This is a genomic window from Candidatus Nitrosocosmicus franklandus (genome assembly GCF_900696045.1).
In the GTDB taxonomy this organism is placed as follows: domain Archaea; phylum Thermoproteota; class Nitrososphaeria; order Nitrososphaerales; family Nitrososphaeraceae; genus Nitrosocosmicus; species Nitrosocosmicus franklandus_A.
Genome location: NZ_LR216287.1, coordinates 937,158 through 961,684, shown reverse-complemented (window position 1 = coordinate 961,684; position 24,527 = coordinate 937,158). Strand labels below are relative to the sequence as shown.

The 24,527-nt window shown below is 33.4% G+C and carries 22 protein-coding genes; 12 read left to right on the top strand and 10 right to left on the bottom strand.

The window, feature by feature from the left end; genetic code table 11:
• Positions 1-276: 276 nt before the first annotated feature.
• Complete coding sequence (locus tag NFRAN_RS04495) at positions 277-630, top strand: DUF6659 family protein (RefSeq protein ID WP_145988018.1); 354 nt, start codon at positions 277-279, stop codon at positions 628-630.
• A 613-nt stretch (positions 631-1,243) separates the two neighbouring features.
• Positions 1,244-2,068, top strand: a complete 825-nt coding sequence (locus tag NFRAN_RS04490) for an adenylate/guanylate cyclase domain-containing protein (RefSeq protein WP_134483295.1) — start codon at positions 1,244-1,246, stop codon at positions 2,066-2,068.
• 118 nt (positions 2,069-2,186) lie between these two features.
• Here the strand turns inward: NFRAN_RS04490 and NFRAN_RS04485 are convergent, their stop codons facing one another.
• Together NFRAN_RS04485 and NFRAN_RS04480 are read right to left on the bottom strand one after the other, a co-directional pair.
• Complete coding sequence (locus tag NFRAN_RS04485) at positions 2,187-2,912, bottom strand: CbtA family protein (protein WP_134483293.1); 726 nt, start codon at positions 2,910-2,912, stop codon at positions 2,187-2,189.
• A gap of 45 nt (positions 2,913-2,957) precedes the next feature.
• Positions 2,958-3,176: a CbtB domain-containing protein gene (locus tag NFRAN_RS04480; RefSeq protein WP_134483292.1), complete on the bottom strand. Its 219-nt coding sequence runs from the start codon at positions 3,174-3,176 to the stop codon at positions 2,958-2,960.
• Between the two features lie 869 nt (positions 3,177-4,045).
• Between NFRAN_RS04480 and NFRAN_RS04475 the strand changes: the two genes are divergently transcribed.
• Positions 4,046-4,573: a pyruvoyl-dependent arginine decarboxylase gene (locus NFRAN_RS04475; RefSeq protein WP_134483290.1), complete on the top strand. Its 528-nt coding sequence runs from the start codon at positions 4,046-4,048 to the stop codon at positions 4,571-4,573.
• Positions 4,574-6,100: 1,527 nt separating this feature from the next.
• Here NFRAN_RS04475 and NFRAN_RS04470 read toward each other — a convergent pair.
• Positions 6,101-6,541 carry an anti-sigma factor gene (locus tag NFRAN_RS04470; protein WP_134483288.1) on the bottom strand — a complete coding sequence of 147 codons (441 nt, stop codon included), beginning with the start codon at positions 6,539-6,541 and terminating at the stop codon, positions 6,101-6,103.
• 1,317 nt (positions 6,542-7,858) lie between these two features.
• Positions 7,859-8,194 (bottom strand): PadR family transcriptional regulator, encoded by a 336-nt coding sequence (locus NFRAN_RS04465; RefSeq protein ID WP_197731124.1) that lies wholly within the window; start codon positions 8,192-8,194, stop codon positions 7,859-7,861.
• Positions 8,195-8,279: 85 nt separating this feature from the next.
• Between NFRAN_RS04465 and NFRAN_RS13635 the strand changes: the two genes are divergently transcribed.
• The 4 genes from NFRAN_RS13635 to NFRAN_RS04450 all read left to right on the top strand — a co-directional run bounded on the left by NFRAN_RS13635 (position 8,280) and on the right by NFRAN_RS04450 (position 12,934).
• The gene (locus NFRAN_RS13635) at positions 8,280-8,432 is read left to right on the top strand and encodes a DUF5320 domain-containing protein (RefSeq protein ID WP_172602116.1); all 153 of its coding nucleotides are present in this window, start codon (positions 8,280-8,282) and stop codon (positions 8,430-8,432) included.
• A gap of 1,281 nt (positions 8,433-9,713) precedes the next feature.
• The gene (locus NFRAN_RS04460; protein WP_145988017.1) at positions 9,714-9,971 is read left to right on the top strand and encodes a hypothetical protein; all 258 of its coding nucleotides are present in this window, start codon (positions 9,714-9,716) and stop codon (positions 9,969-9,971) included.
• 800 nt (positions 9,972-10,771) lie between these two features.
• A complete protein-coding gene (locus NFRAN_RS04455; protein ID WP_134483284.1) occupies positions 10,772-11,302 on the top strand; it encodes a MarR family winged helix-turn-helix transcriptional regulator in 531 nt (176 codons plus the stop codon).
• A gap of 72 nt (positions 11,303-11,374) precedes the next feature.
• On the top strand, positions 11,375-12,934 hold the full coding sequence (locus tag NFRAN_RS04450) for an MFS transporter (protein WP_134483282.1): 1,560 nt from the start codon (positions 11,375-11,377) through the stop codon (positions 12,932-12,934).
• 112 nt (positions 12,935-13,046) lie between these two features.
• Here NFRAN_RS04450 and NFRAN_RS04445 read toward each other — a convergent pair whose 3' ends face one another.
• Together NFRAN_RS04445 and NFRAN_RS04440 are read right to left on the bottom strand one after the other, a co-directional pair.
• A complete protein-coding gene (locus tag NFRAN_RS04445) occupies positions 13,047-13,283 on the bottom strand; it encodes a hypothetical protein (RefSeq protein ID WP_134483280.1) in 237 nt (78 codons plus the stop codon).
• Positions 13,284-14,023: 740 nt separating this feature from the next.
• Complete coding sequence (locus NFRAN_RS04440) at positions 14,024-15,886, bottom strand: sensor histidine kinase (protein WP_134483278.1); 1,863 nt, start codon at positions 15,884-15,886, stop codon at positions 14,024-14,026.
• A gap of 382 nt (positions 15,887-16,268) precedes the next feature.
• Between NFRAN_RS04440 and NFRAN_RS04435 the strand changes: the two genes are divergently transcribed.
• Positions 16,269-17,195, top strand: coding sequence for a 6-bladed beta-propeller (locus tag NFRAN_RS04435; RefSeq protein ID WP_172602115.1), 927 nt, complete (start codon positions 16,269-16,271; stop codon positions 17,193-17,195).
• A 103-nt stretch (positions 17,196-17,298) separates the two neighbouring features.
• Positions 17,299-17,496, top strand: a complete 198-nt coding sequence (locus NFRAN_RS04430) for a hypothetical protein (protein WP_134483274.1) — start codon at positions 17,299-17,301, stop codon at positions 17,494-17,496.
• Between the two features lie 56 nt (positions 17,497-17,552).
• On the opposite strand, the gene NFRAN_RS04425 is transcribed toward NFRAN_RS04430, so the two are convergent.
• Positions 17,553-17,918, bottom strand: coding sequence for an MGMT family protein (locus tag NFRAN_RS04425; RefSeq protein WP_197731123.1), 366 nt, complete (start codon positions 17,916-17,918; stop codon positions 17,553-17,555).
• 276 nt (positions 17,919-18,194) lie between these two features.
• Here NFRAN_RS04425 and NFRAN_RS04420 point away from each other — a divergent pair, with 276 nt between their 5' ends.
• Complete coding sequence (locus tag NFRAN_RS04420; RefSeq protein WP_145988016.1) at positions 18,195-19,400, top strand: hypothetical protein; 1,206 nt, start codon at positions 18,195-18,197, stop codon at positions 19,398-19,400.
• A 228-nt stretch (positions 19,401-19,628) separates the two neighbouring features.
• Here the strand turns inward: NFRAN_RS04420 and NFRAN_RS04415 are convergent, their stop codons facing one another.
• The 3 genes from NFRAN_RS04415 to NFRAN_RS04405 form a co-directional block, all read right to left on the bottom strand.
• Positions 19,629-20,693 carry an adenylate/guanylate cyclase domain-containing protein gene (locus NFRAN_RS04415; protein WP_172602114.1) on the bottom strand — a complete coding sequence of 355 codons (1,065 nt, stop codon included), beginning with the start codon at positions 20,691-20,693 and terminating at the stop codon, positions 19,629-19,631.
• Between the two features lie 480 nt (positions 20,694-21,173).
• Entirely contained in the window at positions 21,174-21,509 is a 336-nt protein-coding gene (locus NFRAN_RS04410) for a hypothetical protein (RefSeq protein WP_145988015.1), read from the bottom strand.
• A 743-nt stretch (positions 21,510-22,252) separates the two neighbouring features.
• The gene (locus tag NFRAN_RS04405) at positions 22,253-22,705 is read right to left on the bottom strand and encodes an NUDIX domain-containing protein (protein ID WP_134483266.1); all 453 of its coding nucleotides are present in this window, start codon (positions 22,703-22,705) and stop codon (positions 22,253-22,255) included.
• A gap of 1,245 nt (positions 22,706-23,950) precedes the next feature.
• Here NFRAN_RS04405 and NFRAN_RS14440 point away from each other — a divergent pair.
• On the top strand, positions 23,951-24,193 hold the full coding sequence (locus NFRAN_RS14440) for an ion transporter (protein WP_425321221.1): 243 nt from the start codon (positions 23,951-23,953) through the stop codon (positions 24,191-24,193).
• Positions 24,123-24,509 (top strand): ion transporter, encoded by a 387-nt coding sequence (locus NFRAN_RS14435; RefSeq protein WP_145988014.1) that lies wholly within the window; start codon positions 24,123-24,125, stop codon positions 24,507-24,509. Before NFRAN_RS14440 ends, NFRAN_RS14435 begins: the two co-directional genes overlap by 71 nt.
• Positions 24,510-24,527: the final 18 nt, after the last annotated feature.

Below are 24,527 nucleotides of genomic sequence, written 5' to 3'. Positions count from 1 at the left end.
TTTTTGTTTCTTTCTCAACAGCTAATAATGACAGGATATCCTACTTGACAAGTCGGAATATCTTTGTTTTTTCTTTGGATGATATTGACTTTCTACGGATATTTTGATCAAAATGGTGTTATAATGATTACTACTACCACTTTGTGATTATGGATTTTTTTGTTTTTTCTAGTTTTTATAAATTACGTATCTAAATTATTCATAAAACCTATTATCACAAATTCATAGGTAATGCTGAGTTGATATGTTTAATACAAGGTAGCCTTTTACATGATCATGGATTATGATCAGATCTGTAAAAACGTACTCGGCATAGATCCCAAGGTCCGATTCGCGGGTATTTGTGATGAGACTGGTGAGACAAAATATGGTGGTATGAGAGAAGGATTGACTAGTCTACTATCCCCACAGGAATCACAAAAGTCGAATCTTCAAGCAGTTGGACGTTGGGGTCTGAGGAAATCTCTTACAAGCAAAACGGGAAGGGGTATTTATGCCATGACACAATACGAGAAATTAACAAGGATTACTATTCCATTAGATGATGATCACTTGTTGGTGGTTACCACAGAGGTAGATGCAGATCATAGGAACATTATTAATAATACGCTAAAACTAATTCAACAGTAATCCTTTTTCACCACCTTCAAAAATCGATACTTTCCATAAATATTGCTCAAATCCGCGATAAACCTTTCATTATCAATATATCCTTCTAAACGTATATTTTACCAAAGTGTGGCTGTTCTCGAGTTCCTTCTTTATTCATTGTTATTTACTTTTGAAATCAACCTTTTAGAGAATCTCTAACAAAAATTTCTGACCTGTTGTTTTCCTTTCGACATTTGTCTTTGCGATTAGCTTTTGTATCGAATTCCTTAATATTATCTGACGTGTTTTGGCTATTTGTAATAAATGCAACACTTTAGCGACATCTCTTGTAGAGGCCTAGAAAATCTACGCACAATGTAACTAATATTGGCCGAGATCTCTTGCTTATTATTATAAAACAAGATGCCCTATTGAGACTTAGAATCATGGTCAACTCAAGAGCTATGAGTTCATTCTAGTGATATACAGAGTATTATTACTAAATCTAGATTATCCGGTATGTTTTCACTGCTCTTAAAACAATAATCTTGAATCGGTATACATTTTAGATGTCTATAATTTATTGTATTCATCTCTGATAATCTGAAATTTTTCCTAAATCTTTTTAAACCATAAATTTTAAGTCTTCTCTTTGAGTGGAGGAAGGGACGATCCCAGGAACCCCGATAAAAAGGATATTGTAGATGACGATGATAGGCGAGTTCTTGAAGATGTAATCTACAAGAAAAGTAGTGCAGATTCCCGCGAAACAGAAATTTTTGATCTCAAGACTTTGGTTCATTTAAGACAAGACAGATTATGGAGTGCCATTAAAGAAAGATATAGGTATAATACTTCAATTAAGAGAGGCCAGGATTATCTTATACGACATGTGGATACTAAGGTGCCATTAGTGATCATGTATGCAGATTTGGTTGGATCAACAAAGATGAGTATGACGTTACCCATAGAAAAATTGGTAACAATAATACGTGCATTTTCGCATGAATTGTCCTCGGTTATAGAAAGCCTTAACGGGTATGTTCTAAAGTACGCTGGTGATGCAATTATCGCGTTCTTTCCTTCAGGATTCAACAAGTATTTAACCTGTGACAATGCGTACCGATGTGCCAAATCAATGATTAGTATAATTAAAGATGGTATCAATCCCATACTGAGTAAACAAGATTTTCCGAATTTATCAGTCAAAATCGGAATCGATGAGGGAGAAAACATAATTTTTCAATATGGGTATGATAAGAGTTCACAGATAGACATTTTAAGTTATACCATGAACGTGACCTCAAAAATCACCTCAATTACACCACCAAACAAGATTTCGGTCGGAGAGAATGTTTACAAACTTTTACATCCCCAAATTCAAACTGGCTTTAGGCGGATTGCATTCGATACTAATGAGTGGAAGTATATAGATATCAAGTCAGGCAATCCTTATGAAGTTTATACTTTAATGTAACTCTCTTGTTGTAAATCCAAATCAAAACTTCAAATACTTTGATTTTGAAAGATTGCAGTGATTACATTGAAATGCAATTTTTATATTTTTTCAAACGATCATTAACAAAAATTTGAATTTAAGATGTCGTTAGCCTCGTAGCTTCGTGAGGTTTATATCTGTACCATATCACGCCAAACACTATTCCTAAGACTAAGTAGAACATGATCATCGTAGTAAAGGTCACCATTCTAAATGAATTAACGAGATCTATTGGTAATGTCATCGGATCAGGATTGGCCGGAAAGATGTAAAAGACTAATCCTATGAGTCCAACGTAAAATGCAGGTATCAAATACTTGAATAAACTGATGGTTTTAAATTTAAACCAGAAAACACTTAAACCTAGGATTATTAATCCTGATGCCAGTTGAAAACCTGTATATAAGCTATCTCTTATCGCAATTGTTTCAGGATCTCCAACTGCAGGTGGGTTTGCTGGATATTTTAAGAATGGAATGACATACAATGTCAAACACATTAGGCCCGCTAAAATAAGTGCCTTCTTTCTATCATCAGAAGAAGGAAGATACCTTCGTGCAAATACAAATACTATGCCTAAAATTGCACCATAGGTCAAACCAAAAAGTGCTCCTGCAACAAAAGTGCCCTCTTTTTGCCATATTCTATAAACACTTAATTCATCAGAATCAATAACTTCTCCCTCGGTGATGCTATTTTCAACTTCAATTTCAATGGCCTGGTCCATAAAAGGCTCTGCAACAAAATAATTAATACTTGCCAATACTAGCCCAGCTAGAACTCCTGCAAAAAGTGAAATAAAAATAAAAGAGTACGAATTCATAAAGGTTAAACCTATAAGATTATTTAATATAAAAAATTAGAAGGATCAATGACAAGGAAAGCCTGCTGCGTGTCTTATATCATGCGTAAACTCGTGTATCCACATAACATCGTATGCTTGATTGCCTTGAACCAAGCTAAATAACTGACCCTGATCGTAACCCACAATATAAATACTAATTAATGCAATGATTGCTAGAACCACAATTGCTAATTTAGGAGTCTGATCCTTTTGTATAACTCTAAGGTCGTTAACAGAACTCATATCAATGGAGAGCAGAATTCAAGTATATAAAGTATCGTATTGTTTATCCAGCAAGAATAATTGATATGGTAAATCAAAGTTTAATGACGCTGTAAAATTGTTCATAAAGTGCCTTTACTCGTATCGGTCCAAAGAATAATGAATACATGGCTTCAATTAAGCAAGCATAATAGAGAGTTAACGAATGGTTTGTCAGGCATGAAGTGATCAACTAGAACAAATTCGTTATTCTTAGATGATTGCAAGAGATAATATAGTAATATAGTAAAGCGGGTGCCATATGAACAATATGGATAAATTTTGGTATTTCAATAAACTGTTAGGATAATACTTGGAGTAACACTTGCCAATTCTCAAGCTAATGATGCTAACACTAAATTTGTAAGAAATCTAGACCGCGTTCTACATTTTGTATCTGTTTCTCAAGCCACATTTCAAATAAATATTACAGTAATTTGATTTTTATCATGTCAAACCATATTTTTAAACACTATCTCATTTCTAGTTCTAGAAATGAAAGTTCTTATTAATCAAAGATTGCTACTACGAGAGAAATCGATAATAATATTAATAAACCTCTAAAAATAGAAGAGTTGGATGTTACCGTAGTCAGAGTATATATGTTTCAATGTGAAAGAAAAATTCTTGAACAAATATTCCATTTTAATTGTAGGGAGGCTAAAGCATATACATCTAATAAGATTTTAAGTATCGTCAAATTAGCAAACAATTACAAAATAAATAGTTGTAATTTATAAATCATGTTTTTAACCTATTATTTCAGAATATTGTCAAAAGGGGGAGAATAAATAACGAAAGGAAATGAAAATAATTTTCCGTCGGATCCATTGCAGTATGTTCCAAAAATAATGTTTTTTACTAAAGGAAAAGGCACCCACAAAGATAATCTCACTAGTTTTGAACTTGCATTGCGCGACGCTTCAATAAGTGATTTAAATTTGGTATCTGTATCAAGTATCAAACCTCCTCTTTGTAAAATCGTAAACAGAGAGGAAGGGCGTAAACATCTAAGACCTGGGCAAATTGTTTTTACAGTTTTGGCAAGATCAGCTACTAATGAACCTAATAGGTTAATCGCAGCATCTATTGGATTGGCTAGACCTGTGGACGATGCTCAGTACGGATATTTATCTGAGCATCACTCAACCGGAGAAACCGCTACAAAGGCCGGAGACTATGCAGAGGACTTGGCGATGGAAATGCTAGCAACGACCATTGGCTTGCCTACCAATCCGACGCTAACTTGGGATCAAAACGAGGAGCAATGGAAACTTTCTGGAAAAATTTACAAAACACAGAATTTCACCCAGTCTGCTCAAGGAAACAAGGATGGAATGTGGACCACGGTAATAAGTGCAGCAGTACTGGTTTTGTGAACTTAAAAGCCAAAAGGAAATATGTGAGAAAACTACCGCAATACAAAAGATACTTGATTAATTTGCAGTTACTTGTTTTGACATTTTGTGATTGAACTTGTAATGAAGGTTGTTAGTATCGAATGAACAAGCCCGATGTTTCTTTAAACTTTCCTTAGAATATGAATCTCGATGCAGGCGTGGATTTATATCCTATGTCGGTGGTGAATATACCCTTGTTAAACAATTCATCCCGTTAAACTATTGTTTGTCGTATGGAATCGATTCTATATTTTCCAATCAACCTAACAGGCAAGACAATAATTTAGCATATTGAGGTGTAGTGCGTATTATGATTTTTGCAACTATTCCAGTGTCAAATTTTCACCTTATTTTTAGTCTTCAGTATGATTTCTTTCAGAATATTAAATATATATATATTAAGTATTGTACCTTGTGTCCGTGATTTCCTATTTTTATGGCGCTTTGCGTAAATCATCATATTCATTAACTACTACTACATATCACGGCTCGTAAATTACTCAATTGTCGTTGCTAAGTAAAGGTCGGAATATAAAAGAAATGTCATGATTGAATATACACCTAGCAAACCTTAAGAAAACAGGGTAAGATAGTTGGTAATAGGTGGTAATTTTGATAACAGTCTTATTAGCAAATTGTTTGCATAGTGGGGCCAAAATGAAAATTTTAACAAAAAAGAAAAGACTTGACTGGTAATTAAATTATACAAAAAAGGACAAACTTATAAAGAGATAGCTAAAACAGTAAGGATTTCTCCTAGGGATATTGGAAAAACAATTAATGAATATAACAGAAAAAAGGATAGTACTAAATTTTTGAAATCTAACACAATTAAAGGATACAAATTACTATTGGCTGACCTGTCACCGGTTGAAGTGACCATAGAACTAGGACTGTCATGTGAGGAAATTAAAGAGATTTACCTTAAATTCTTGGAGTTACAAGGTTTACATAATTTTGAAAAAATCATGAAAACTACAAGGATTACATGCCCCAAATTCTTCAAATTGTTGATAAAATAAAAAGCGGAAACATTACACATGAAGAGTTTAAAAAATTTTGCAAGTTTATTGAAGATATCCCAGCTTTGGAAAGGATGTGGATTAAGTTGCTTTGGGATAAGCATATGTCAAACCGGGAAGATTCATCCTAATGCTCTATTTATGAAAATTCGAACCAGAACTAACGAAATAGTTAAAAGGTTTATGGATTCTGCCATCTTTGCTTTAGCTTTATATGATCGAATTTTCTGGATTTAGATTGTCACATAAAATTCTCTTGTTGAGATGAACTTATTTGTGTCAATTTAGAATTCTCACGGATTGATGAGTAGGCAATAATGACTAGCCTAAAGTACAACTTGTCAGACTTTTGAATAATTATAAAAAATAAATATATGATTAACTTGGGACCTATCCGGTTTGTGGTATCGCTTGTGTTGGATTCAAGATCGCAAAATAGATTTGCGGTTGTTCTTCTGTCTTGATAGATAAGCCTTGGAGAAAATTATTGTCCAAACGGTGATTGGAGTTCAGCTCCACCAAAAGTTCCAGCAGCATTCGGATCCACATCATCTAATGGTTCCTCAGTAATAATGAACTGCGTGTAAGTGTATGGATTTACCATGTGTTCTGAGGTCTTAAGGCTTCCAGCTTCAATTGCACCTAAACTTAGCTTATAGTTAGAACCATCTGCATCAACCAACCATGCTTCAAAAACCTTGTCCTCTTTTGGAGTAACAGTTAAGTTAACGGAAATATCTAATGTTTTATTTTGTGAGTCAATAGACAGTGTTCCGATTTTTTCTGTTCCAAATCCAGGACCGGGATCTAAGGCCTTATTGATATCCATGGTAATCGGTTCAGCACTAACCTGTTCTAAGTGAAGAGTCAGTGATAATATTGCTGCAAATGTGATCAGTACTATAGGTGTTTTTGATCTTTTCAATAAATGTAAATATGTTACAAAATATAAATAGGTGATATATTATTGCATAACAATACTATTATACTACTTCAGGTTGGTCTTTCACACCTTTTAAGACGCGTCTTGGCGCAAGAATATTTGATATATGTGATTAAGGAAATTTTTTGAAAGATGTTGGAAATGATTATGTTGGTAAAATAGTTGTCTTTTAATTGACAACAGGCTTGTCCCACTACCCATATATGTGAATAAACAAGTTAGGTTAATCACATGCGGAGAATATACAGTTTATTGTAATGGGAAAAATGTCTGGATAGAAAAATATCTTATCGATTTATTGGATTTATCGGTTGTCACAATACTACACCATTCAGAAAACAAAAATAACAAATAAAAAAGGCATGGGTTAACACAAGTATTCTATCGTGTTACTGTCCCTTGCAATTCATTGAAAGATAAAAATATGGAAAAGTATTATTCTATACAGGCTTCTTCACATTAACTTATTTCATTTTTGCATTTCTGTTGATGTGTGTATTTATTCTGCTAATTTTCACTAAATGGTAATGCGATCTGATACTCAACAAAAGAAAATGGATCCCTTTTTTGAGTTAGAAGGTCTGTTCTTATTGATTATTCTTCAAAGAAGATAAAAGTGCAGTCATTATGATAGGATGGAGTATCTCATACATATGCTATTCAAAGAATATTGGATTACTTTATTGAGTGGTTTGGAAGTAATTCTTAATTCATTTTATTGCTTACAGTTACTGTTCAGTTGTTAATGCTCTATCTTGAATGCATACGGCATTCTCATGATCAGGATCATAATAAAGATATAGTGCACAACAATTTTATTTTCTAATTTTTTCGCTGATCTGGTTACGATTTTATATAACATGACTATTTCATTATTCAATTAGATGTATTGTTACCTGTTGCTACTCGCAATTCATTATGAAAACTAAGGAAAAAAGACTCTCTCCTTATCTATAAGTAATATCTTCTATGATCTGTTTATATAAAAAATCCATACAGAAATTTCGAGTGGATTCTTTCCTTTTGGTTTGCATTGAGAGTGAGCGTCGGTAGTTTTGGACTACATGATAAGAAATTGTGTAGAGAAATTCGATACTATCTGAAGACTGAAAGATCTAAACAGACATTCATAATGTAACTATTTACAAAATCATATTTGGGATCGTAATGACAGTCCAAAATCCACCTTCAGGCCGAGCATTCCTACATGAAGAAATCTGTATTTGATTAGGTTTATTTCTCTATGAGTATTCTCAAAGATGTGTGTATTACTACTAAATACTGGTTAATAAAGAAATATTATGCATTGTATTTTTGAGCAAAACCTTGATCAGGAAAAATTCCAAAGAAAGTCCTTACAAATTTTCTTTTCGCCACTTTCAATGCATTTTCTCCTCTCACCGTTAAACTATAGACTATGGTTTTTCCATCTTTCTCCTCGATTATAAATCCAGACTCCCTTAAACTCTTCAAAGCTGGATATATGGTCCCAGGACTAGGCTTTTTTTCACCTTTTCTCTTTGAAATTTCTCCTGCTATTTCTTGTCCATGCATGGGCTTTTTAGACAATAAAAACAGAATTAAAAAGCCCAACATCCCTCTCATATCACAACAATCCTCCGCACTTTTCGTCATATATTTAAATATTGGATATCCGATATATATAAATACATTTTCTATTGTAGTATCCTATGTCCGATCATAGGAATGAGAGGGTGAAATGATGAGTTATAGTCATTGCAGCTCTAGTTACACCTTAGGGAGTTTTCTTACAAGGGAGGAAAAAATACAACTATTAAAGGAATATCACCAAGATCTAAAAAAGGAACTTCAGGGTATTGAAGAAAAGATAAAGGAACTAGAGATAAGCTAGTTAGGTATTTTTCTATTTCTTTTTTATCGGAATGCAGTGATATACTATAGATGTTGCTGCAGCTATTTTTGAAGAGTAATTATTGACATTGGTAATGGCTACCTTCTAAATTCCATAATTTAGGATTTCTATATATGGTCCTTTTCCTTATAATTTCTATTTTTCTATACTGTGTTTCTAAGATAACCCCAGTATGGTAAGAAGAATTAGAAAGCTTATTTTGTTATATTCAAATATGCGATCCTAAAACCTAGACCGCAAATTTGACTAGTTATATCTAGTTTGTCAGTTATGAAAATTGTATTTGTCCTGATCGAGAGGATTTTTGAAGTATTCTTGATTAGTTTATAACATAGCCGGAAAAAATTGAAAATTATGGGAGGTTCGGGTAAGATAAAGGATAAATCAAATTCTCAAAACCTCCTGAAAACTCATTATCCTTCTGGGCATGCTCATCACCATTCAAAGAATCCTTAGCAATGCTTTCGATGATTATTAGTTTCTGCAGATTAGAGAAAATTCGTGACAGTCGTAAATAAGATGACCATAAAATTGTGAAATCACAGTCATAAAAGAAAATGAAGGAGTACTATAGGGAAGAAAGTAAGAATTTCTGCACAATACAATTCGAATCGGAATTAACTCAATTAAGAATAATCAATAGGACATCTAATTTTTTCATTGAGTTTGGATAAATTCTAAGATGCTGAGACAATTTCCCTATCCTTTCTCTCCTCTTCTTATTACATCGGTTTATCCCTTATTTCTATCATACATGAAAGATCATATTTTGTTTGTAATACTCTAGTTTCTAGTTACTTTTTCCTATAGTGCATGTACGTTCATTTTCAAAAGATATATTTTCTGAAGTAATACCCGAAAATTTGAATACTATCTAGATACACTTTCAATTTGAATTGAGGTTTTCCAATATAATGGAATATTATCTTAGTATATACGCAATTTGAATTATGACTTAAATATTCAATGAAATGAGAATACCTACTTTGTTCACGACCTCAATCAATTGCGTTACGATATTAAATGTTGATCAACTTTTCTTTATCTAAAGGCTATGTTTGATTCTTTATATATACGAGGGAATATGCTTTCTTGTTCTTAACTCTTTTGCTAGGTTGTATTATTATGCTCGTAAATCTAGTGCTTTATTAAGCAGGATCATCAAACAGCAAATTTCTACATAAATCAATACTCATTCAATAGATCTATTTGTTGCCATGAAAGGTAACTAATAAATATCCAATGGTTGTTACTAAGACTATGCGAGATGCAAATTTAATAAAAATCATGATAGAAGAACGAGCTTTGATCAAACTGATCAAGTCGATCGGAGAGAAAGAATATTCTACGAGGGATTTACTGAAAAAACTTGGTGCATACGGCTATGGGCATAAGTTACTACTCAAGGCAGCCGATAAGGGATTAGTAGAAAGAAGCACAGTCAAAAACAGAACATATAATAAGTTAACGAAGGAAGGCAAGAAAATGATGAAATTGGCCTCGGAGATAGGCGTATAATTACTTTAGAGAAGTCATAAACTTCTTTATTTAGAAAATCGATCCATTTGTGTGGATATCAGTTCGTAGATCAGTATCAAGATATTACGGCTTAAGGGATTGTTCATTAATTAAACATTATAACAAAATCATACGTCAATGACTTGATTCATTTTTTGTCATTCGGAAGAGGAAGAATACATTTATCTTTGCATACTACAACAAGGGTCAATTAGAGTATTCATATTAGACTTTCCGTTTGGTCGTTGATATACAACAAAATACAATATTAATGGGGAAAAGATCGTCTATAAAATCATTAATTGGGTTAACTTAAAAGGTAAGTTTAGTTTTGGTTTTCTCTTTAGAAAGTTTTGCTATTGGAGAAACAAGACTTGATTGAATCTATGTCTGACCTGTAATAACAAAGATTCTTAATTCAAGGAATTTAGAACCATTTTAGAAATCACGGAATAATCTAATACTATTTTTGTATCGACTTTTCGAGACTGTATCGTGTTGAGTTGCTGATAGTGGGAAAAAGATAGCTATGAATAAATTTAAAGCTTATATTCTTATATTAGAACGAACTTTGGTTTATCAAAAATAAAAGAATATGGTTTGTGCCCTTTAGTAAAAAGATACTATTTATTCAGAAACGGGATACTGAACCAACAACAGACAAAGATGAATTATCTCTAAATACTGTTATAGCAACGTCACTTTTGTCTCATTCATCTTTTGGGAATAATATTGTTTTATGCTTTTATACCTAATAATTTATATACTATTAATTAGTATACTATTAATTAATATACTACATGATTAAATATGATTATCAAAATAGTATTGGATTCATAATAAATAGAATTGGTAAATCGCTTATCAATGTAATTGACCAAGAACTCCGACGTAGGTTTAGCATTACATTTGGTCAGTGGAAAGTCTTAATAATAATAGCAAATGGCGAGGGTGGTCTAACACAGAAAGATATCGCTGATAAATTGGCTTTAGAGGGTCCTACACTAATACCCATCCTCGACAAATTAGAAAAAGATGGATTTCTAGTAAGAAAAATGGACATCAAAGACCGCCGAATAAATAGAATCCATCTTACTCAAAAAGCTGATGTATTCCTTAATGATACAATAGATTGTGTTGCACAGATAAAAAAAGTATGCCTGAATGGTTTGTCAGAAAGTGAGATAACCATTACAAAAAATACGCTAGAAAAGATGTGGCATAATTTGCAGGGTGCCTTTAATCTCAGATTTTCTTTAGACGACAGGTCTGGGTCAAATTCAGTTCATGAGTCAGATTCTAATATATATATTTCCACGAATGGAAATTGAGCTACGCTAAACTACATTGTACCATTCCATAGAACAATCCAATATGTTTGAATCAATAAAAAATTCTGAAAAATGAAAAGAATAGCATCAAATCATAAGAGTACTATCAAGATATCTCAACCCTGGAAAATTCTGATAATACTTAGTTGTTTAGCCACAATGGCTATGTATGCAGAAACAATGCTTATTCCAGCAATCCCCATACTTATTGACGATTTCAATGTATCATACGGATTATCCTCATGGATTCTAACTTCTTATCTTATTGCTGGGGCAGTAATGACACCAATTTCTGGTAAGCTATCCGACATATTCGGAAGAAAGAGGATTCTACTGATAATTATGATTATTTACACTATAGGTGTCTTGATGGGGGGATTAGCCGAAGATTTTCTTACCATGATTGTCGCCAGAACCATTCAGGGAATCGGATTAGGGATGTTCCCTATAGCATTTAGTATTATCAGAGACCAATTTCCACGAGATAAAGTCTCAATTACCACTGGTATTATTACATCTATGTTTGCCGCCGGTTCGGTCATAGGTTTGTCGGTTGGTGGGTTGATAGTACATGAATTCGGTTGGAAGATGACTTTTTTCACTATAATACCCATTTCTATATTGCTACTTTGGATGATTCGTTCATATGTTAGTGTTTCGAGGATTAGTAAGCCCTACGAAGAAAAGAATGTGAAGTCTACGGGAGAACCAGATACTGCTTCTAGCACATCTTCAAATAAGAATCAAAGATTTTATTCTCAAATAGATATTAAGGGTTCGATACTTTTAGCCATTACTATTGTTTGCTTCCTACTTTCTTTGACCTACATACAAACACCCTCCGCTGAGAACCAAACTTTGAATATAATCGAAGAAAGTTCGTTTAACTATGATTCATCTTTTAGTCAGATTACTCCATTTTTAATAATAGGAACTATATCTCTTTTGTTATTCATTTTTCAGGAAAGGCGAAGCAAATATCCATTAATTGATTTTCGAATTTTCTTAAAACCTCCAATATTGCTTTCAAATTTGATTATAATGATCGTTGGGCTGTCGATGTTTATGGTTTTTCAAACTATACCAATTCTGGTACAAAGTCCTCAACCAATCGGATTTGGAGAGAATGCAATTAGCACAGGATTAATACAACTACCATTTGCCTTAGTTTTGTTGATTTTTGGTCCTACTTCTGGATTTATTATTTCGAGGATGGGTTCTATTAAACCTATTATTTTAGGAACTATTTTGACGGCTTCTGGATTTTTGATTCTACTCTTGTTTCACTATACTGAAGTCTATATTTCTATTGGCCTTGCTGTATTGTCCACCGGTTTGTCACTTGCATCCGTGGGAGCTGTTAACGTGACTATTTTGTCAACACCAATTGAATTTACCGGGGTAACTATGGGTATCAGTACAATGTTACGAATTGTAGGTTCGTCAATAGGTCCGGCATTAGCTGCTATGTATATGCAGACAAATCAGTCACCGATAAATATACAAGGAGTAGTTATGACTATTCCATCATCCTTTTCATTTGATTTGATATTCTTTACTGCCCTGATGTTCTCTGCAGCAGCGATATGTATGTCAAATGCTCTAAGTAAAAGACTTCATTTAAATCTCTAAATTGGCAATATCGCTAATTCCTAGATTTATACTTTGGTTCGTTCTTATCTTTTAGAGAAATAAGATAAACTTTATCCTTCTTAAAAGACATAATTTCCAGAGAAACATCAAATTAAGTATTCTTGATATCAATCATTTTTTTAATTAATTTAATATCTCTTGTAGTAATGGGGAACCAAGAATTTGTCATATTCTTTCTAAACGTTTCTATTACGTTGGGTATCATATGCGCTTCACCCGAGCTCTCTAATTTAATCCTTGGATTATGTGGATGAATATCTGCGTTGATAAGGGTAAATTCGATGAACAAAGGTAATTTCTCAAAGGATGGGTAGCAATTGGGATACAATGAATCTACTCGGCTTCAATTTTATGATTGCGATCTTATATGACAGTACCTTAACGTTTTCAAAATAAGATCGTTCACAAATTTACTAGGACTAATTAACTCGATTCAAAAAACATCAAAAATCGATACATTCATCTTAGGTAATAATGGCTTCTCTGTTTTGACAGATTTAAGATTGTTGTTTGGAATTCTGCTGTCCATAATATTGTGATTCATATAGAAATGAATTTCAAGAAAATTATCTCTTAAATCTGTTGTTATACTCTCTTCACCTTGCCGAGCGAAGCTCTTCTTGTAATTTTAAATTCCTATTCTGCGTTGGGTGAATAGGTTTCCGAAATCAAATTTACTTATTCAATACTGGAGTTCATTGTTGTTTAAATCCCGTCTCTTTTTGGTCGTATAGAAAGAGAATATGACAAGAAAAAATTACAACTTATAAGTCATCAAAATTGTCATATTTATCTGAGCTTTGGAAACCATTTGGAACGAAAAGTTGTGAAATAATTTCTTAAAAAGATATAAAGTCTATTTCAAACAGATCAAATTTACATAGTTTAGGTCGTTTAACAGATTTACATTTGTTTGTTCTATTTTTTCTACATCCGTCTCTCCCCCCCACTCTCACTATTCCCCATTTTTATATGGATATATGATATTATTTTTATTCTATATTTTAGCGAAACTTGTATCTACTATGGAGTTAAAATCTAATGATTGTTGCATCATCGCAAAATTCGCTAGTTCTTTTCAAGTGGCAGACTAAATCCAAATGTTGCTCCTATTCCATCCTCATTATTTTTAGCCCATATTTCTCCACCGTGGGCTTCAATTATTTTCTTTGAAATGTAAAGACTTAAACCAGCTCCACCCTTAGACTTTTTGACATATTTTGTAAATAAAAGTGGTAGAACATCTGGATGAATTCCATATCCATTGTCACTTATTGTAACAATGACTTTGTCTTTATGGATATTCCTGATTATTTTTATCTTCACCTTGCTCTCGCTTTGAGTAAACTCTATAGCATTATCAATCAGGTTGGTCAAAACTTGTGTCAAGTATGATTCATCTCCTCTTACGTAATTAGAACTTGGCGGATAGTCTGAATAGTCAAAATCAATAATATGCTTCTTTGTCAGGGAACTATCATTATTACTGATCTCGCGTTTATAATTGAGGGACAAAATATTTAGTGCTTGGTAATTATTTACTAGATTTTGTATCGTATTTTTTAAGTCAAACGACTGTTCATTTAAGACTAACAAATTATTATCGAGCTGTGAAACGTCAAATATGATGTCAACTAATCGCTTAAGCCTTTTGCTACTTCTGCTAATCGCTTCTATAGCATCCTTGTATTGATGTGCAATATCGTTATCCTTATTTCTTGCATTTAATTTTCTTAATATATCTGAAAACCCCAGTAACGATTGTACCGGATTTCTTAATTCATGAGCAGCCATGTTTATAAACTCTTTTTGCATATCATCATGAATTTTAATTTGCTTGTTTGCCACTTCTAGTTTCGTATTTACATCCTCCAATTCAATAGTCCTCTTTCTTACTGCTTTGTCAAGAGTTGTATTTACCTTATTCAAATACCATATCAATAGCAATACCGCCGCAATAATCCCGATAATTAGAGCAAGCATTTGGAGCCTTTCTTTTTCAATAATGTCGTCAACTGTTGAATATATGGAAGCTGTGGGAGTTACTATGAAAACAGCATATTTGGGAGAACCATTTATGAACACTGGATACCCTGTATTTAGTCTCTCTCCATTTACGAAATCATAAATTAAGGTTTGTGGTTGGCCTGAGGTCACCGTTCTAATCAAAGTGTTCAAATCGTTGTTATAGCCAGTAAGATTTTGAGTAAAGCTTTCAAAAAACGGTTTGCCCACTAGTGAAGGTATCGGGTGGACTACGATGGTAGATTTATCATCCAAAACTGACAAATACTGAGATTGGATGTCGTGAATGTTTCCATAAAAATTGAAAAATTCGTTGACTGGAATTACAACACCAACCAAACCATTGTAAAAAAGCCCGCTGGAATTTTTGATTATTATGGGATAAGTCATTGCGATTCGATTCTTACCGTCCAATCCTAAATAGATGTCTGAGATGACAGGAGACAAGGTGTTTTTCGTTTGATTTATCCAGTCTCTAAAGGAAAAATTGACCCCAGTATAATTTGTTGTATTTAAAGGAGCTATTTCCAATACTGAAACACCAGATCTGTCGTTTAAGAATAACCTATCCACAGGTGTACTCGAATTAATAATTTTATAATAATCGTTCAATAAGGTTCTTGTAGCATTTGATGTGGCGTCCCAATCCATAATAGATGGAGAGCTCGCCAACGCCTGGAGCCTTGATGCTATCAGCTCAATATCTGATTCTACATGCGTTGCAATGGCCTTGCTTGCATCAATTTGATTCCGTTTTTGTTGCTCAAATATGCTATCTCTAATGCTACTTTCCGTCTCTTGTTGCAAGTAGAAATATAATGAAATTGGGATTATGATAATAAGGATCGCCGCCATAATAACCGAATTATTGGCCGTAAAAAAACTAAGAAAAGATCCTTTGTTCACGGCTAATCTCTCTATTCATAATGATTAACGTGCTTGGCATAAAAAAGTTTTTATCTCTTAAACAATACATGAACACACAAAACTGTGGTTTATTATCATAATTGTATCACAGTGACATAAACAGTAATTGTCATGTATTAGTTGCCTTAATCTGATCAGAATATGAGCCAATCTGTATTGATTATTTTAACAAGATACTTTAAACAATATTGGTAACCTGCTAATACTCCTTTAAATAGTTAAAAACTTATTAAAATCAGATGTTTTCTTTAGTGGGATGAAACCAACTCGTAATACGATGCATATTTTGGGTATGTTTTCATTTAAAGTTTTTATTATTTTTATAATTTTATCTTTTATCTCAAATCCTGCCTTCTCTCCTATGAAATCTTATGGTACATCAGACACTTCTGGTAATTATAATTCTCTATCTAACAAAAAATTGTCATTTATTTATGATAAAACTATTGCATCTCAAACTGATCCTTTAAACTCAACACAGATTTTTGAGCCTGAAGGTGTGATTACAGATAGTCAGGACAATATATATGTAAATGATATCCAAACAAATGAGATAAAAAAGTATGACAGAAATGGGAATTTTGTTACTTCATGGGGAAACTTAGTCAAAGATGGACTCTCCTTAAGCCATCCACACAGCAGTGAAATTGACGGACAAGGTAATTTTTACATAACTGACCAAAACAATCGGCGGATTATGGTGCTTTCAAGCAATGGAACATTAATTAACACATGGGGAAATGATCCTAACAAAGTAGCTCAATTTATGCATCCTCATGTTGTTGCAATAGATTCTGAAGGAAACGTATATGTTTCAGATAGAGATCTTGATGATATAAAAAAATTCTCTAGTAATGGTACCTTGATTACTTTTTGGGGAGAAAGTGGGAATGCCACCGGTCAATTTGAAATGCCTTGGGACGTAGCTGTCGATAATTTAGACAATGTCTATGTACCGGATTACGGAAATAATAGGATTCAGGTTTTCTCTAATAATGGAACTTATTTAAAACAATGGGGATCTGAAGGGGCAGGCGCTGGGGAATTTAATCATCCTGCAATAATTGCTTTTGATAAATCACAAAATCTCTATGTCACTGATTCTGATAATCACCGGATTCAGATATTTTTAAAAAATGGAACCTATCTTTCTGAATTTGGTTCTGAGGGGAAAGGAGAGGGCGAATTTGTTAAACCTGAAAGCATAACTATAGATTCTGCTGGTCGGGTATATGTAGCTGATACTACAAATAACAACTTACAAAGGTTTGTACCTATTTATAGATAAAGTTACCTGTCCACACTTTGTAAAAGTTTTGTACCTCGATGGCTACAAATTGTTATATTGGATGTCCGATATATTTAAATAGGGTGTACATTATCTATATCGTATGTCCGATAATAAGGATAAGGGGGGTGATATAATGGGCTGTGGATGTAATACAGGCATAAATGGAACAATAGGAATACAAAGATCAAGAGGTTTTCTCACTCGTGAAGAAAAGGTAGAACTATTAAAAGAATACAAAAATGATCTTGAGAAAGAAGCAAGAGGAGTTTCAGAAAAAATTAGAGTTAGAGGCTACTAAACTTTCTTTTTTTAAAATACTTTGAATCTGAAAAATTTGGTATATTTTGGTTATTATTATTTGGGACAAAATCTGATTTTTTTGAAATCGTTTATTTTATGTTCGTTTGCAAATGATACTCCCTCGCTTTCTAGCAATTCTTTTTTCTTTGAAATTCCTAATGCATACCCTCCAAGGTTTCCATCAGATTTTACTACTCTGTGGCAGGGAACAACAATTGGGTTTGGATTTCCACTTAGAATTCTTCCAATATGTCGTGAAGCTGTGGGATTTCCAAGAGCTTTAGCAAGATCCCCGTATGTAGAAACCATTCCAGCAGGAATAGTTTGCAAAATTTGATAAACATCCTCGCTTTTGATCATTGCTTTAGTATAATTATTTACCTTTTTTACCATACGAGTCTTGTAATGAATGTCTTGCATGAATCTAGTACTTTTGATTAATATTTAAGTTTATTTTTATCCAAGATAATTCTATGATACTAAAATTCGAACTTTGGTAAATAGTTAATGATATTCTATAATTATTAGAATATTAGAGTATTGCAATATCACAGCAAATTAAATATATTTAATCAATTCAGTATGGTTGTGAACAACTTACTAAATAAGAACAAAATTAACAAAATAAAGAACATTAGGGTGCCGATAATAACGGTAATAACTTTATCAATATTACTGCTTATCAGCCCCAGTTCTATGAACTCAGATGCATTTGCACAAGGTAATACCGCTAACCAAGCAATAGGACAAGCACAATCTGCAACTCAACTTGGTATTTGTGTTTCTGGAACAGGAACTCTTATTTCATGCAACAACTTGAACGCTCAAACTCAGACAAATACAGGCAATAACGCATTAGCCCAACAAGGTGGCGGTGGTAGCGGAGGTAATATCGCTAACCAAGCAATAGGACAAGCACAATCTTCAAGTCAAAATGCATTATGTGTTTCTGGAACAGGAACCTTCGTTTCATGCAACAACTTGAACGCTCAAACTCAGACAAATACAGGCAATAACGCATTAGCCCAACAAGGTGGCAGTGGCAGTGGAGGCGGCAAAGGCAAAGGCGGAAACACTGCTAACCAAGGTATCGGCCAATCCCAGACCTCTAACCAAAACAGTGCTGTAGTTTCTGGCGGCGATACAACCGGCTCTGGTAATAACGTAAACAAACAGAGTCAAACAAACACTGGCAACAACGCCGCTGCACAACAAGGTGGCAGTGGCAGTGGAGGCGGCAAAGGCAAAGGCGGAAACACTGCTAACCAAGGTATCGGCCAATCCCAGACCTCTAACCAAAACGCACAATGTGTATCTGGTGGAAACACTGCTAACTCCTGTAACAACATAAGTACTCAAAACCAAGACAATAGTGGAAGCAATGCATTATCTCAACAAGGTGGCAGTGGAGGCGGCAAAGGCAAAGGCGGAAACACTGCTAACCAAGGTATCGGCCAATCCCAGACCTCTAACCAAAACACACAATGTGTATCTGGTGGAAATGTAGCTAACTCCTGTAACAACTTAAGTACTCAAAACCAACAAAATACCGGTAACAACGCAGCTGCACAAAGTGGAGGCGGCAAAGGCGGAAACACTGCTAACCAAGGTATCGGCCAATCCCAGACCTCTAACCAAAACGCACAATGTGTTGCAGGCGGCTCATTGAGTAACTCATGCAGTAACACGAGCATACAAAACCAACAAAATACCGGTAACAACGCAGCTGCACAAAGTGGAGGCGGCAAAGGCGGAAACACTGCTAACCAAGGTATCGGCCAATCCCAGACCTCTAACCAAAACACACAATGTGTATCTGGAAAAGATGCAATCGTATCATGTGATAACGAGAGCTTCCAAAATCAGGTAAACAGTGGCAGTAACGTCTTAGGTCAACAATAAATATTTTTTTTATTTTGTTTGTACTTTTAGATGTTTTGGACTTTTGAATTCTTTGTTTTCATAGATTGATTATAACATAATCATTAATTACGGGGCCATATGCCCATACTCTTGTCATTTAATGGCTTGATAAATAAGAAAATTGGTATTGGTTTTATTCATTGTGTAAGGATGCTTGACTGAGAATACTTCAATCTATTTTGTAGGATGCGTCTCCTACTCATTATTTTAGTAGTTATTAGTAAATATGGTATAGAGCCCATCATTTGTATCATTAGAATAACTCCAGATTTCAGTACTAGGTTGTAGTTTCTTAAAGGAACTTTTTAAATCGTCATTTAAATGATCATAAAGTTTTTGACCAATAACTAAATGATCTGGCTCCGCAAGCGAAGTCATCTTAACTGCAACGCTAATTGTATACCCTATTAAATCTAGATGTGGTGTTTTAAAAGTCACGTTGTTAAATTCGTAAATATCTATACCATATTGTACCACTGCAACCTCCCCATAATCTATTCCAACTCTCACCTTGAGTTCAGGATAGTCATATTGGTTGAGTATGGGGTTTATTCCCTCCTGAATTAGTCTAATCATTGTGTAAGCACAACTAATACCGTTACTAAACTGAAGTGATAACATGTCGCTGTTGTTTGACCCTTTTTCTGTGGTTTCTTTTTTCATATCTTGTCTCCAGTCATCTATTTCTCTATTTATGATCATTTTATTCCCGTTATCAGACTGTTCTTTAAAACCTGTATCTTCTATAACAAAGAATGCCAAAACTGCATCCCCAATGTATTTTAGGACATACCCGCCATACATTGCTACTATTTTTGTCATTTCTTGGGCAAAAGCTCTTATTATTGTAGTCAGGCGGTCAATGGGTAAGGTTAAAGCCATTTTGGTAGATCCTACCAAATCAATATGTAATATGACTAGTTTTAATTTGGATTCGGCATGTCGTTCCAAAATACTCTGGGTTTCTTTAACTATAATATTCAGTTCGGGTTTTGATTTTAGTGCCTTCCATGTCCTGATTTGAGATTCTTTGATTATGGCATCAATGTCTATTATTGCGTCTAAATAAAATTTGTTCATAAGATAATTAGAGATATTGTTGTTTCCTGCTCTAACATCTTTATTTGTATTTATCTCTTTATTGATTATTTTTCTAACTGTATTTTCATCTATGTCCAGTTCGAGCGATATAGTTTCAGGTTCCAAACCCGAGTTGAATAGATTTAATATAGTGGTTTTTTGGTTAGAGTCCTCGTCCAATTCTTTTTCCAATCTTAATATTATACTTTTTTGACAAAATATAAACATGGTACCTTTATTAAGGTACAATGGTTAGGAACATATATCTTAAATTCTTTTGGGCCCTAATTTCTATTTGTTTGCAATCTAAATTCATCCTTAGAACTTGTATCCATCGGTAATACCCTTTCGTAACTATCAGATTTTATCATATATATCGCAATTTCGCCATTAGATCTCCTTATTCCTGCAACATTGCTCCACTGTGTTTTTCATGATTTCTTTATCTTCATCCATATAGATTTCTCTTTAAATTTCAGTCCTTGTACATGATGGACCAAAATTGGGTACTTGAGATACGGTAAACTCATGTTTACCGATCAGACAAATCCATTACGGTTGAGTCAGGAACATTGTTTTATTTCAATCACTATCCATGCGAAACTGCATTGTGATTAGTTTTATAACCAATATTTAAATTTCAAATCAAAGCAACTGTGCTGAACAATCAAGTTATATTTTCTCATAGGCTGCAAAGATTATTTTCTTAATCTTTTGTAATTCTTCGTAATTATGAATGGTATATTCTTCGCTTGGTTCTTTTCTGTTTCTTCTTACCGAGACTATTAGATCAGTTGAGCGCGGATAAATATCTACGAAGTATCTGAAAGTTAGTGATTTTGCATAAACAATTCTATGAGGTCTGACTTCTTCGATTATGTTATCGCCTAGGGAAAATACATACTCTCTTATTTTTATCAATAGCGTTTTCATTGCATCATCTAGATTTGCTAGATGGCTGTCAAACGAAATACTCAATTTGTTTGAATAAATATCGAAATTATTCAAGCTCAAACAAAAAATGTCATCAAGCTATTTAACCGTTAGGTTATTCTGCTTTGTCCTACATAACTTAGTTTCTACATAAAATATCTAATAAAATATTGTCTCAATCCATTTCTAATATTTGTATCGGTACGATTACTCTAATAATTAGTCTAATATTTTTCCCCATATCTTCAAATTAATGTTTAATAAAAAAATTATTAGGACGAACCAGAGCAACTTGATTTAAAATAACAGCACCGTTGTTGTTGTCGTGTTGGCTTTTGGATAAAAGTTTGTGTTATCTCTATATTACTATAAATGAGTAATCAAAAAGAAAAGATGATAAACTTACCAAGCAATGAGTACCTAAGGAACAGTGTCAGTGCCCGATCCCTTATATATACTGCAGAGAACATTGTGTATATACAGTAAATTTTAATATTAAAACCATGTGTTACTATAAATAAATAGTTGCCACCCAGAAAAGATGCCCTATCTTTTTTTATGACTTCCTAAACAAGGCTTATGAATTTTTAATAAAATCGTAGATAAAGTTATTCTAAAGCAATTATTTTCGATTTTACTTGTAGATAAACTTGCGCATTATCTACTTGGATTGCTGTGTGTGTGTTTACCTTTATTTATTCTCTCGACCAACGGACTTTTGGGAATTGTTTATTTTTCTCACTACTGCCATAGAGTGCCTGACAATCATGTTTGCATTGAAACCTTTATTGACTTATTTATTAAATATGATACTTGAATCAATTTTTTGATGACCAAAAAGTACTATGACTAATCCTCCACTTCATGTAGTCATTGATAATTTTCCTATGGTCAAAAGCAAATGAATGGTTGTCGATAAATTCTAGATCGAGCCAAGATATTGCCGCTGCATCGTCAGCTGCCACTGCCTTGGCGTTTTTGTTTACCGTCTCTCCTACAAAAACTACTGTCAAAATGTGTTTACGTGGATCTCTTTTCGGATCTGAGTAAACACCCAAAATCTCCACCAATTTAATTTCGAGAGTCGTTTCTTCCCTTACTTCTCTGACTATAGCTTCCTCAACTTTTTCATACTCGTTAACAAATCCACCCGGTAATGCCAACATATCCTTAAATGGATCTTTTTTTCGTTTTATCAGTAAGATCTCTGATTCTCTTTGAATTATCGCATCGACAGTTGGGATAGGATTTTTGTATAACTTTGTGCTCACAACATATCATATACAAACAACTAAAATAAGAATCTCGTTGATAATCTCTGATATTATAACAGAAATTGCTATATCATTTTTATACATTTATAACTACTCTGAATCTGATTTCATAGAATCTGAGTGAAATAGCCTTTTGTTAATCAATTCGTTTTTATGTAATTAGGAATATTTGCGACATCCTTGTAAGCGGTTCAATACATACATACTTTCCATAATTATTTTTGGGAACTCTAGGTGCCTGGACTGATAATTAATTTGTCTATATTTATACTGGAATTAGTATGCTGTTTTATTTAGACCATACAAGATTCTTATTTCGCATTCAACTTAAATCGATCCCATATTCTTTCAATCAATTGGGTTCCTTTTTTCTAAATTTGCATTTCCATAGACTATGATTAGATGAGTATATTTGTTTACTAATCTTCATAAATTAGGATACATCATTCTGGCAAGCATAAGTCATGCTCTATTTAAAATATGGAGCCCTTGAGGGGCTCTAATCATGATGCTATTTTGAAGGCATACATGAAAAAGACCTTTAAATTATTTTGTCCTTATTCTATTTATGAATTGCTATACATAATTATTTTTGAGGTATTATTAAGATGAGATTTCATAATTATTTTTTGACTTTCAACACGATAAATCAATCCTATCTTACATACTATGAATTATGAAACAATATCCTTATGACATGTTTTGCTTCAGGAGCTGCAATTTTCAGTTAGGATAGTTTTATCTTTGCATGAAAACAAATAAAGAAATATTATATATCTAAAGAAACAAACCTTGCTGCATGATACTGTCTCTTTGTTCGTCTGGGGATTCAAGGCTTTCTTCGTAGAATATAAATGAAGAATATTTAGTACATGTACCACAAAGTTGAAACGAACACATTTAAAGATTGATTTTGATGAATTATCCAATTAGCCTTTAAATTTCTAATATGATGGTCAGTATGAAATTTAAACAAATTAAGATTATTGAGCGAAAAGATGGTAGTCACGGTAAAAACTTCAAAACTTTACAATATATATTTATTAAAACCTATTTAGTTCTTATGTAAAGGCCTAATTATTGCACATTAGTTTCTCTGACCCAAAGTTAAAAATATTTTTTTCAAACAAATAGCGGGGTATGAATTGTTAAATTCTATTAGAAAAATAGTTAATATTCTTTTTTAATATTCCTATAACTGTTGTCATACTGGCGTAAGCAGCTGTGTTGGTATAGGAAACGATTCCTGCTTTTAATAATTACTACGACGTACTTCAAGCAATAAGCGCAGGTGTACTGGTAGTTTACATTATTGAAGCTGCATTAAAAATCTCTACATCCTGTCCTGGCTTTTCTACTTATTTCAAAAACGGTCGGAACATCTTGGATTTCTCTATTAATAGTGTTGTCGTCAATGCCCTTAGGTGTGAATTATTCCACTGTTGCTCGACTAATAAGACTATTGAGAGTGATGAGACTTTGTAGTAGATCAAAGGAAATGTCAGTTGTGGCGATGACTATTATAAAATCGATCCCATACATAGCAAATATCTTTTTACTCTTATCATTACTGTTCTTCATTTATAGTATTACAGGTACAGGATATCATTTATTCAAATCCATTGATCCGGAACATTGGAATTTGCTTCCTAGATCGGCTTTTACGTTGTTTCAAATATTGACTTTGGGGGGAGGGTTGGGTAGAAATAATGTCCCCTGCAATGCATGCCAATCCTTTGTATGTTCTCTTCTTTATCAGTTTTATAGTGGTAGGTACATTCATTGGGCTCTGTTCATTTAACGATAAACCTATAGCTTG